The sequence below is a fragment of the SAR324 cluster bacterium genome, from assembly GCA_029245725.1.
Lineage (GTDB): Bacteria > SAR324 > SAR324 > SAR324 > NAC60-12 > JCVI-SCAAA005.
This window is the reverse complement of the sequence record JAQWOT010000315.1, coordinates 1-12,126: the sequence shown is the minus strand read 5'-3', so window position 1 is coordinate 12,126 and position 12,126 is coordinate 1. Positions and strand designations below refer to the sequence as shown.

The 12,126-nt window shown below is 45.3% G+C and carries 11 protein-coding genes; 8 read left to right on the top strand and 3 right to left on the bottom strand.

What is annotated here, in order from left to right:
- The 5 genes from P8O70_16710 to rpe form a co-directional block, all read left to right on the top strand.
- The coding region (locus P8O70_16710; GenBank protein MDG2198482.1) for an adenylate/guanylate cyclase domain-containing protein at positions 1-1,520 on the top strand (1,520 nt) is incomplete at its 5' end.
- On the top strand, positions 1,517-3,544 hold the full coding sequence (locus tag P8O70_16705; GenBank protein ID MDG2198481.1) for a chemotaxis protein CheA: 2,028 nt from the start codon (positions 1,517-1,519) through the stop codon (positions 3,542-3,544). The genes P8O70_16710 and P8O70_16705, both read left to right, overlap by 4 nt.
- A gap of 10 nt (positions 3,545-3,554) precedes the next feature.
- Positions 3,555-4,094: a chemotaxis protein CheW gene (locus P8O70_16700; protein MDG2198480.1), complete on the top strand. Its 540-nt coding sequence runs from the start codon at positions 3,555-3,557 to the stop codon at positions 4,092-4,094.
- A gap of 16 nt (positions 4,095-4,110) precedes the next feature.
- Positions 4,111-5,175, top strand: coding sequence for a chemotaxis response regulator protein-glutamate methylesterase (locus P8O70_16695; GenBank protein ID MDG2198479.1), 1,065 nt, complete (start codon positions 4,111-4,113; stop codon positions 5,173-5,175).
- A 115-nt stretch (positions 5,176-5,290) separates the two neighbouring features.
- Positions 5,291-5,959 carry a ribulose-phosphate 3-epimerase gene (gene rpe, locus P8O70_16690; protein ID MDG2198478.1) on the top strand — a complete coding sequence of 223 codons (669 nt, stop codon included), beginning with the start codon at positions 5,291-5,293 and terminating at the stop codon, positions 5,957-5,959.
- A gap of 162 nt (positions 5,960-6,121) precedes the next feature.
- Here rpe and P8O70_16685 read toward each other — a convergent pair whose 3' ends face one another.
- The 3 genes from P8O70_16685 to P8O70_16675 form a co-directional block, all read right to left on the bottom strand.
- The gene (locus P8O70_16685) at positions 6,122-7,024 is read right to left on the bottom strand and encodes an alpha/beta hydrolase (GenBank protein ID MDG2198477.1); all 903 of its coding nucleotides are present in this window, start codon (positions 7,022-7,024) and stop codon (positions 6,122-6,124) included.
- 94 nt (positions 7,025-7,118) lie between these two features.
- A complete protein-coding gene (locus tag P8O70_16680) occupies positions 7,119-7,805 on the bottom strand; it encodes a response regulator (GenBank protein ID MDG2198476.1) in 687 nt (228 codons plus the stop codon).
- Entirely contained in the window at positions 7,777-9,438 is a 1,662-nt protein-coding gene (locus P8O70_16675) for a sensor histidine kinase (GenBank protein MDG2198475.1), read from the bottom strand. Before P8O70_16675 ends, P8O70_16680 begins: the two co-directional genes overlap by 29 nt.
- Before the next feature lie 256 nt (positions 9,439-9,694).
- On the opposite strand from P8O70_16675, the gene P8O70_16670 reads away from it, so the two are divergent.
- The 3 genes from P8O70_16670 to P8O70_16660 form a co-directional block, all read left to right on the top strand.
- Complete coding sequence (locus tag P8O70_16670) at positions 9,695-10,687, top strand: tripartite tricarboxylate transporter substrate-binding protein (GenBank protein ID MDG2198474.1); 993 nt, start codon at positions 9,695-9,697, stop codon at positions 10,685-10,687.
- Positions 10,687-11,142: a tripartite tricarboxylate transporter TctB family protein gene (locus P8O70_16665; GenBank protein MDG2198473.1), complete on the top strand. Its 456-nt coding sequence runs from the start codon at positions 10,687-10,689 to the stop codon at positions 11,140-11,142. Before P8O70_16670 ends, P8O70_16665 begins: the two co-directional genes overlap by 1 nt.
- 116 nt (positions 11,143-11,258) lie before the next feature.
- Positions 11,259-12,126 (top strand): tripartite tricarboxylate transporter permease (locus P8O70_16660; GenBank protein ID MDG2198472.1); only part of this gene is annotated, 868 nt, incomplete at its 3' end.

The window sequence follows — 12,126 nt, the reverse complement described above, 5'->3', positions numbered from 1 at the left end:
GCCGTAGCCAACGCTGTGTTCGCTGCAACAGGCAAACGTGTGAGGAGACTCCCAATTCGAAAGGAAGACCTGGCTTAGTTACTCCCACAAAGCTGAATCAGGTTTATACTGAAATGACCTCATCAATAGTCATTGTTGATGATTCCCGGAGTATTCGAGGACATGTTCGCCGTGTCCTCGAATCTGCCCCAGAAACTTTTAAGGTAGTCGAGCACGAAGATGGACTGCAGGTCCTCCACTGGCTCAGCAAACTATCCTCCAAAGAACTTCCTGACTTAATCCTCCTCGACCGGAATATGCCTCATGTCACCGGAGATGAGTGCATCCGGATCCTCAAGGCTGATTCCCACTGGAAAAACATTCCTGTTCTTTTTCTGACTGCCCAAGTCTCAACAGAGAACCTTGTCCAAGGTCTCGTTCAACTTTCTGCGGATGACTACTTACCCAAACCATTTGCTGCAGATGAGTTGATCGCTAGGATTCAGGTTTTACTTCGCATGAAAAGAGCCGAGGATCAATCGAGAGATTTAAATAGACAACTGCAGAGTGCTTTTGATCAGCAGGTCTTGGCTTATCAAGAGTTGAAGACCACGAAGCTTAAGCTTGCAGAAACAGAGGCAGCCAATCGGTTGACACGGCTGTTTGAAAAGTTTGTACCAAAGGGTTTTTTAGAGAGAATCGCACCTGAGGGACTGGAGTCTTTACGCTTTGGAACAGCAGAGAGTGATGAGGCGACCATATTATTCAGTGACATTCGATCTTTTACAGATTTATCAGAACCACTTTCTCCCCAAGAGTTGATGGATTTTCTAAACGATTATCTAAAAATGATGAACATGTCGATCATGGTAAATCATGGTTTCGTCGATAAGTTCATTGGGGATGCTGTCATGGCTATTTTTGACAAGACAGAGCAGTCAACAAATGATGCGAGGAATGCACTGAATGCCGGGATGGGAATGCTACAGGTGCTGGGGACCATGAATCAAAAACGTCAGCGGCAAGGACAAGTCCCAATTTCAATTGGAATCGGTATACATACTGGACCTGTTGTTTTTGGAACACTTGGATTTGAAGAAAGAATGGATTCCACCGTATTGGGAGATGCAGTCAATTTAGCCTCAAGGCTAGAAGGCCTGACAAAATACTATGGAACTTCTTTGCTCTTTTCAGATCAGACCCTGGAAACTCTCGGAGATCAACAAGATGGTCTTATGTTCAGAGAAATTGACCTTGTAATTGTGAAAGGGAGAAAGCAGCCAGTTACTATCTTCGAGTTGTTTAATAGCGAGAAGTCTGATGTGCAATCTGCAAAGAGGGCTGTGATGGAAAATCTTGAAGAACCACTGAGCTTGTACAGAACTCAGAAATGGGATGAGGCTGAGAAGATTTTTCGCGAACTTACTGAAAATCATCCTCTTGATTCGCTTCCTGCTATTTATGCTGAAAGGTGTCAGGAAATGCGAAAGAACCCTCCACCAGCCAACTGGGATGGTGTTAAGATATTCAATCAAAAATGAATTTTGAAGCATTACCGGCAGAGGAATTTTTAGATGAAGCTCAAGAACTCCTGCAGGAGATTGAGGATTCCCTACTCTTACTGGAAGAAGAACCAAGCAGCTATGAAGTAATTCAACGATTATTTCGCTCCGCTCACACCCTCAAAGGTGGTGCTGCAATGGTTGGACTGACTGATTTAGCTAATGGAGCACACGAGTTTGAGGCAATTCTATCCAAGCTTAGATCGGGGACCCTAAAAAGTTCTCCACAAATTGTCTCTACCCTATTGAAAGGCAGAGATAATTTGCTTTCGTTGCTAAATCCCTTATTAAGTAGCTCACCAAATAGTTCCTCAAGCAAAGTTCAAAAAAACTCCACAGATCTTCCCCCAGATGAATCTTTCATTGAAGAGCAGCCGACGAATGAAGAGCTGACACCTCTGAACAGATCTTCAATACCACAAAGCAACACTTACCTAATTCATCTCAAATTTGATCCAGTTTGCTTGGAGTTTGGGCAAGAGCCAATGATGTTGTTGCGGCAACTCCAGCAATTTGGGGAATTGAAAGTAATCGCTCACACAAGTGATTTTCCAAGCTGGTCCGACTTTGATTCCACAAAATTGCACCTTTGGTGGAGTATTAAATTAGTCAGCGATAAGCCACTTGATGAAATTGATCAACTACTGGAATTTTATCGTGGAGAACAATCGGAATTTCTGATTGAAGCAATAGAAACTCCAGCAGAGGACGAGCAGGAAGTTCAACAAGCTCACCAAAACATGCTTGCTCAAATCTCTGCTAAAGATGAGAAAAATGAGTATTCTGAACCAAGCCAAAATCCTGAGTTAATGGAAGCTGATGTTGTAGAACTCCCAAAAACCAGTCAGACGGTACGAGTTCCGGTTTCTAGATTAGATCGGTTGCAAAATTTGGTCAGTGAAACAGTAATCCGACAAGCTAGACTCTTACGCCTTAATGATGCAATCCAGGCTACTGATGATCAATTGGGTGAGCAGTTTCTTCAGTTTGTCGAAGATAATGAACAAGCAGTCAGAGAGTTACAGGATCAGATCCAGCAAGTTCGTATGATTCCAGTTGGGACAATCTTTTCTCCGATGAAGAGGGTGGTTCGTGATTTTGCCAACCGCCATCAAAAGCAGATCAAACTAGACATTTATGGGGCTGAGACCGAACTAGATAAAACGATCACTGAGCAGATCCAGGGGCCTCTGATGCACTTGCTTAGAAATGCCATGGATCATGGGATGGAAACTCCATCAGATCGAATCGATGCTGGGAAGAACCCAACCGGCACAATAACCTTACAGGCTTCTCAACAACAGGGGTTTGTTATAGTTGAAATCGCTGATGATGGCCGGGGGCTGGACCCACAGAAGATCTTAGAAGCAGGCCGTAGACTTGGAATGGTGGCCCCAGATCACCAGCAAAACGAACAGGAAGTTCTTCAATTGATATTTCAACCAGGTTTCACAACAACCACAGAAGTCACAGAGATTTCTGGCCGTGGTGTAGGCATGGATGCTGTAAAAAGAGATATTGAGGCGTTGCTTGGCAACATTGAAGTCAGCAGCCAACTTGGGAAAGGTACTGCACTCAAACTAAAGCTGCCTCTCTCTCTTGCAATTATTGAAGGGATGTTGGTTCGTGTTGGTAAAGAAATGTTTGTGTTGCCATTATTGTTGGTCACCGAGACTCTTCGACCTCTTCCCGATCAGCAGAAACGCTTTAAAAATCGAGGAGAATTAATTGATATTCGAGGGCAATATCTCCCCCTAGTACGGCTTCACCAGCGGCTCAAAATCGAGGAGGCTATTGATAAACCTGAGGAGGGATTGTTGATTGTTGTTCAACAGGGGACACAAAAATACTGTCTATTGGTCGATAGCATTGAAGATCAGTTGCCTGTTGTAATCAAGAGTCTGGAAGAACACTTCGTTCATATTCCAGGAATTGCTGGTGCAACAATTCTTGGAGATGGTTCGGTGTGTTTTATTCTCGACGTAGCGGCTATTTTGAACTGAACGAGGCCTCATGGATTTCCAACCGCATCATGTGCTGGGGAATTTCAGTCTTCTAGATGAAGAAGATGAAAACTTTGATTATCAACTACTCCATCACAATGGAGAACAGTGGCTTACTTTCCGGTTGGGAAAGGAGACCTATGGACTCGAAATTCTTCAGGTACGTGAACTCATCAGTTATCCGGAGAGCATCACTAGGGTACCTAGATTGCCATTGTTCCTATTGGGGATGATTAACTTACGAGGGATGGTTCTCCCGATTATGGATCTACGAAAACGTTTTGAAATGGCTGAATATGAGACTGGCCCCTTCACAGTCATCATCATTGTTCAAATCAAGAGCAAAGTGATTGGTGTAGTAGTTGATTCTGTTGTGGATGTTGTGAATTTGCAGCAAGAAAATCTTTTAGAAACTCCCGAAGAATCAACTGAATTAGACTCTAAGTTCGTCAAGGGACTCGCCAATCTTCGAGGAGAAATGGTCATTCTCCTTGATTTGGAACAATTACTAGCACCCGATGAATTAGAGCAACTCAGTATGCTCCGTTGAAATCAAGGTTAGAGCCGTGTTACCTCCCAAAATTCGTGTTCTGATTATTGATGACTCCGCAATCGCACGAAATACTCTCAGCAGGATCTTGGAAACTGACCCAGAAATTCAAGTCGTTGGCACTGCTCCGGACGCCCTGATTGGGTTAAGAAAAATTAGTGAATGCTTACCTGATGTTCTAACATTGGACGTCGAGATGCCCAAAATGGACGGACTGACCTTCTTAGAACGTCTGATGTCTTCCAAACCAATGCCAGTTGTTATGGTAAGCGCATACACTGCAGAGGGTTCAGAAACAGCAATGAAAGCCTTGGAATTGGGAGCTCTTGAAATCATTGAGAAGCCACGAATTGATGTAAGTTCTGGACTTCAAGATCTTGCTCTACAAATTACTGACAAGGTGAAAGCTGCCGCACAAGCAAAGCTCAAAACTCCTCAACAACGATTCCATCAGCAAGTAATCCCAGGCACACGAATTCGTTCAAATGCTACCAAACTACCACGCATTACCAACACACCCAATGTCATTGCTTTTGGGGCTTCTACGGGTGGGACCGATAGTCTTCGGGAAATTCTTGCGGAATTGTCCCCGGAAACTCCAGGGATCTTGATTGTCCAGCATATGCCTAAAGCCTTTACCACCTCCTTTGCAAAAAATCTGGATCGAGTATCTAAAATCAGAGTCAAGGAAGCCGTCTCAGGGGATCGGTTAGAACCTGGTTTGGCCCTATTGTCCCCCGGTGATCAACACCTGGAATTGAGACGGGAGGCCTATGGCTATTTCGTTAAATTAAATTCTGGTTCACTTGTCAATCGGCATAGACCCTCGGTAGATGTGCTGTTCGATTCCGTTGCTCAAAACGCTGGGATTGATTCCATGGGAATCTTGCTCACGGGTATGGGAAGTGATGGAGCAAACGGGTTACTCCAGATGAGGCAAAAAGGGGCTTGGACGATTGCCCAAGAAGAAAGTAGCTGTGTCGTTTACGGTATGCCAAGAGTAGCAGTAGAATTGCAAGCACCTCACGAAGTACTGAATCCTCAACAAATCATTGAACGTTTAGGGCTGCTTTTGCACTAACTCATTGAGACCCGTATATTTTATAATATTCGTTTTCAAGGATAAAAGAATTCAATAGTCTTGAAATTGATCAATTATCCTGCCGTGGCAGATATCCAATACAGACAGTAAATGTATGCCTGAAATTACCCTTTCTCCCTCGATTCTTTCCGCTGATTTTGCTCGTCTCGGTGAAGAAATTCAGGATGTATCCGAAGCAGGTGCAGACTGGATTCATGTGGACGTAATGGACGGACACTACGTCCCGAATCTGACGATCGGTCCGGATGTTGTCAAAGCGATCCGTCCTTACACGGACAAACCGTTCGATGTGCACTTGATGATTCAACCATATGATCCCTACCTCGAAGCTTTTGCCAATGCGGGAGCAGACGTCATCACCGTTCATGTGGAGGCGGGTCATCATACTAATCGTGCGCTTCAACAGATTCGGTCTATGGGTAAGAAAGCTGGAGTTTCTCTTAATCCATCAACTCCTGAAAGCTCATTGGAGTATCTGATGGAAAAGCTGGATTTGATTTTGGTGATGAGTGTCAATCCAGGATTTGGAGGACAAACTTTTCTGGAATCTCAATTGAGAAAAATCCGAAGAATTCGAGAGATGATCGGTGATCGTTCGATTGCGCTGGAAGTCGATGGAGGGATTAAACCCGAAAATATTGGAAAAGTTGTCGAAGCAGGAGTCAATGTAGTTGTGGCAGGTTCCGCAGTCTTTCAGGGTGGAACCCCGGCTGATTACAAGAAAAATCTGGATTCACTGCGCAAAGCCGCTTACGCCATCTAAGCCAAATTCCTAGCTAGGGCCCGACTCACCAGGGATCTACTGAGATCTCTACTCTCATTCCCTCCAAAAAATCAGAAGTGGAGTTGTTTTACCAACTAAAGCCACTTTGAAAAATCTTCGCCTGACTAGAAATCAGGCCATTACCAAAGTAACCCAAAGGCTTTAAGGAACTTTTGCATTTTCCCCTTTTTTCCCATTCATTGCTGAAAAAAACTGGTTTCGAGCGTCGCTTGTTCGCATCATAAGCAGCAGTTTCTTGATAGCCTTTTCCACAATTGACCATGCTGCAGAAGTTGGGTCCACCAGTTCAAAGTGCCCAATTTCAGGAATTAGTTCCAAATCTACTGATATTCCAACAGTTTGTTTCCGAAGCTCAAACACATCTTCCTGAACCATTTTCGCACTGACAATTTCATCAAATTCTCCAACCAAGTGAACCTGTGGTATTTTGACTGGTCCCATTTGGCAGGGAGATGCCTGTTGGTAGCGCTCAGGAACCTCCTCAGGTGATCCTCCCATCAATTCGGCACAAGCTCCCTGACAGACATTCCAAGCAACTCCACGAACTAGATCAGCTACTCCTGCCAATGACAAGATCCCTTTAAGTGGAAGTGGATCAGGGAAATAAAGTTCGGAGCTACTGGGTAAATGAGAACGAGCTCCAAGCCAGAGGCCCAAGTGTCCTCCAGCCGAATGACCCAATGCAATCACTTGCGCAAGATCCAACGGATAAATCTTTGCCAGCAAGCGCAAATGGTCAGCACCTCTTGCTACATCCTGCATCGTCGTGGGCCAACCACCACCCTGACCAAGCCGCTGGTACTCCAGGCTCCAAACTGCTATCCCCATTTGCTGAAGACACTCCGCAACCCGACCCAAAGGCTCTAGGCCAAAACGATTTCTCCAGCAGCCTCCATGAAGTAGAATCACTACAGGATGCGGTCCGTCTCCAGAAGGCAGATAGAGATCTCCAAACTGATCAGCTTCTGTTCCGTAACTCAGGCGAAAATCAGCATCAACAGAGGTGAAATCTCCATAATCTTCACGTGTGAGGCGTTTGCTCATTTTCCTCAGGAAGAATGTGTTTGAGGTAGGACTTGTATGAGTGACATGAGACTACCCTCAATTCTCTAATTATTATGAAAGTTTATAATTCCTTTCACCGAGTCATCCGATAAATGCGCTCTGGACGGCCAACTCCACCATAACTCACATCTACCTCCACACTGCCCCGACTGACAAGGTATTCCAGATAGCGACGTGCAGTCGTCCGACTCGCACCAACACGCTCTGCCATTTCTTCTGACGTAAACATTATTGAGCCCTCTTTCATTTCTTCAAGGATTTTGTCTAAAGTCACCGGATCAATTCCCTTGGGTAGCCCTGAATCCATTCGCGGTGAATCAGTAGGTTTTTCCTGATGGATAATCCGATCAATATCAGACTGATTCAGACTGTCCAAGGATTGTAGATTGGAATGGTGAGTGCGATAACGCCGAAGAGTTTGTTCAAAACGAGAAAACACCACGGGCTTTAGAATGTAATCAAAGACTCCTCCTCGAAGGGCTTCCTGAAGCAGACGTACTTCTTTGGCTGCTGTGATTGGAATGATATCCAGTGCCTGCGAACGAAGACGAATTTCCTTGAGCAACTCAATCCCTGAGCCGTCAGGAAAATAGATATCCAGCAGCAGCAACTGTGGCTCCATTACTTCAATCTGAAGCTTGGTATCTTCCAAAGTGTTAGATAGGCCAATCACTTCAAATCCTTCGAATTTACTGACGTAGTGCTGATGTATCTCGGTAATCCGAGAATCATCATCCGCAATCAGAACTCTGGTGACCATCTTCGTCATTCGTAGTGGTTTTAGGGATGTACGCAGTGAAACGGGCACCACCCAAAGAACTTTTCCCAATCGTCAGATGCCCATGAATTTGAATCAGGTTTTTCTGCACGAGTCTCAGGCCAATTCCTCGTCCCATCCCTGATTTTGTTGTGAAACCCTCATCAAAAATTGTCTCTTGCTGCTCTTGGCTGATCCCTGGTCCAGAATCTTCTATTTCGAAGATCAACTCATTGCCCACATCTGTCATCGACAGGGACACTTTTTTTCTACCTTCAACCAAGGCCGATGCCTCCAGCGCATTTTCTAGCAGATTTCCTATGATTGTGATGATTTTCTCACTGCGACTGGAGTGGCCGATGTTTCCCATTGAGCTTTCTGGATCAATCTCCAGTTCTGTTTTGAGTTCCAGAGCCCGATGATACTTGCCAACAATGATCGCAGAGAGAAATGGGTCATGGATTTGGTCAGAAATTTGACGCAACAGGGCATTGTAACCTGAAGACTCACGGCCGATTAAATCCAGTGACTCTTGCGTTGCACCAATCTGAATCAGCCCTGCAAGAGTGTGTAATTTATTCGAATATTCATGTGTTTGCGCCCGCAAAGCCTGAGAATATTCTCGAATACTTGTCAACTCTTGAACAAGTCGGTCAATCTCCTGCGCTCGACGAAAACTGGAAACCACTCCTGTCACATGGTCTTGTTCCAAAATAGGGACTCGGTTTACCACGACCTCTTCCTCTTCTATCAACATTTCTTGATCATACTCCCCTTTACCTGTTTTTAGGACTTCCAGCATTCTCGTTTCTGGCAGCAGTTTTTCAATGGGACGTCCCAAGGCATCTTCTGGAGAGAAACCCAAAATCTGGGCTGCCTGATGATTCATCACGGTCACATCCCCTTTCTCATTGATTGCAATGATCCCCTCACGAATCGACTCCAACAACGCTGTCCGCTCTCGATACAGACCCGCGATCTCGTAAGGCTCCAAACCAAAGATTGAACGCTTTACTTCCCGTGCAATGAACCATGTTCCTAATGTTCCTACTGCGAACAACCCTAGAATCCAGAAAAGAAGTCTTTGCTGATAGGGTTGGATTACATCCTGGACGGTCTCGATGAGGTAGCCCACAGAAACAACCCCAAGGATTTCTCCTTCGGTTGAAAAAATTGGCACTTTACCACGGAGAGAAGGCCCCAGAGTTCCAACGGCAATCGAGACATAGGACTGCCCTTGGACAAGCGCTCTCTCATTATCCCCGCCAACCATGTACTTACCAATGCGTTCAGGTACAGGGTGACTGTAGCGTTTGCCTTCATAATCACCAACCACAACAAAGCTTGCCCCTGTTGCCTCCCGGACACTTTCAGCGTATCTCTGGATCCCATCCGACTCTAGCTGAATAAGTCCCTGATAGACTATCGGCGAAAGAGAGACCGAGCGGGAAACATTTAGTGCTACCCGACCAATATATTCATTAAGGATTCCTGTTACAATTTGATTCCCAATGAAACCCGTCGCACAAACCAAGAGGATCAACAAACCCATCATCAACAACAACATCCTTTTTCCAAGTGAGCGAGGCATCCATTTTTGAAATCCGGAATAACTTGGTGTTGGGTTAGGCAGCATCAGTTCCTCAGCTTGATTGTGAACTTTATGAACAGTATGCACGAAACAGAATCAAAAAATTTTAAAACCAGAAGATTGACTTGAAGAGAAGTTCAACATATTTCTTTGCTGCGAAAGTGCAAAGGAGTTTATCCTGAAGCATCAATTAGGTCGAAGTGACAATTCCGACAATTGACGGAATCCAAGGACTTTCGACATCAGGAACGGAGGTAACTTCGTTTTCAATTCATGTGTTACGAAAATTAGGAGGGATGGCATGCGAAAATCAATGCAATCAATTTTGGGAATCTTGACTGGAACTGCAATTGCGGCAACCACGATGCTTGGGGTTGCGATGGCTAAGCCAGGCAATACCGAATGTATCGCGCCGGCAGGTGCTGGAGGAGGATGGGATTTTACTTGTCGTGTACCAGCTGCACAAGTAATGGGAGACATGGGCCTAATTGATGGCACAATGGCGGTAACCAACATGTCTGGTGCAGGTGGCGGAAAAGCTTATGCCCACGTTGTAACAAAGCGAGGTGATGATGAGAATCTGATTGTCGCAGCTAGTATGGCTACCGCAGCACGCCTGGGACAGAATGTTTATTCTGGTTTCAAGGCATCTGATGTTCGCTGGGTTGGTGCCCTAGGTGCAGACTACGGAGCGATTGCTGTTCATAAAGACTCACAATTCAAAACCTTGGGTGATCTTGTCACAGCAATGAAAGACAACCCTCGACGTACAGCAATTGTTGGAGGCAGCTCCGCTGGGGGATGGGATCACTTGAAAGTTCTTATTGTGGCTGACAAAGCTGGAATCTCGGATCTGAAGGCGATCAATTACATCTCCTTCGACAACGGTGGTACTGCAATGTTGGAAATCCTTTCCAAGCGAGCAGATGCTTTCACCGGTGACATCTCAGAGTTGGTAGAATACGAGAAGAAGGGTAATATCCGAATCCTTGCGATCCTCGCTCCAGATCGAATTCCAGCTGTTCCTTCAGCAAAAACAGCCAAGGAGCAAGGGTATGACGTGATTGGAGCTAACTGGCGAGGTTTCTACGTACCCAAAAATATCTCCAATGCTCGCTACAACGAGTGGGTGGACATTGTCACAAAAGTTGCCAATTCAAGCCAATGGGCTGACCTGAGTGCTAAGAACGGCCTAGCGCCATTCAAATCCTTTGGTAAAGATTTTGAGAACTTTGTAGGTGGCCAAATTGGAAAAGTTGCACAAATTTCCACTGATCTTGGCTTTATGAAGTAATGAAGTCTTGGGGAGAGGGAGGAGCAGACAGACTATCTGCCCTGATCATACTGGGATTTAGTTTGGCCTACGGATACGCAGGAAAATTCATCCAAGTAGGATTCTATAATGGGGATATTGGTCCTCATCATTGGATCTATATGGTTGCTTCCGTAATGGTTTTGCTTGGTTTTGGACTAGTTCTTAGGCCAACACAACATGAGTTTGAAACCGAAGTCTGGGAGGATTGGCGTAAGCGACTACCTCTTGTGGGTGTGATCATCATTTATTCAGTGTTCCTACCCTACACTGGGTTTCTTGGGGCAATGATTGCCATGATGATTGTTGTTGCCAAACTTTTCGGAGCAAATTGGAAGCAGGCCATTCTCTGCTCTGTCATCCTTTCTCTCCTCTGTCTTCTACTTTTTGACCACCTGCTGGGGATTTCCCTCGGTCGTGGCCTCTGGCTGAAATAAAGCTAGGAGGAAACATAGAATCCATCCAACTACTCTTTGAGGGCTTTGCAACTGCCCTCACTTTTCAAAATATCCTGTTTGTTTTGTTAGGGGTTTTCCTTGGAACCGTGATTGGCATGTTGCCAGGAATTGGACCCGTCAACGCCATAGCTGTGCTGTTTCCAATTGTTTACACCTTGGAAGTTCCAGCAGCTACCGTGATGATCCTTTTCGCAGGCATTTACTACGGTTCACAATACGGGAACTCCATCTCCAGCATTTTGCTCAACGTTCCAGGCACATCTGCAGCAGCCGTCACAACCATTGATGGCTACGCAATGGCCAAACAAGGCCTGGGTGGAAAAGCACTTGCTATGTCGGCGATCGCTTCTTTCATTGGCGGTACTATCTCCATCTTTTTTCTTGCCTTGTTTGCACCAAAATTAGCTGAACTTGCGATCAATTTTGGCCCTGCTGAGTACACAGTCTTGATGGTCTTCGCATTTATTGCTCTATCAAGTTTCAGCCAAGGAAGCTTGCTGAAAGCTATCATTTCGGCGTTCTTAGGGTTAGCAATTGCTGCAATTGGGATTGACTCCACAACCGGTGTCAGTCGATTGACCTTCGGAATGATGGAGCTATATGATGGAATTGACTTCATCGTTGTTGTGATCGGATTTTTTGCTGTCAGTGAAATTCTTATCATGCTTGGACAAAAGGAAAGTGATCAATCAAAGATGCAGCCGCTAACAAGCCTGTGGATCACTTTTAAGGAAATTACAGGTTCCCTAGCTACCTCATTGAGGAGCTGTGTTTCAGGATTTTTGATTGGAGTCTTACCTGGTGCAGGAGGAACCATTGCTAGCTTTATCGCCTATGCAACAGAGAAGAAACTCCTGCGACCCAACCAATTCGGGAGTGGAGATATTCGGGGGGTAGCTGCTCCAGAATCTGCTAATAACTCAGCCTCCGTTGGATCTTTTATCCCTCTGCTCATTCTGGGAG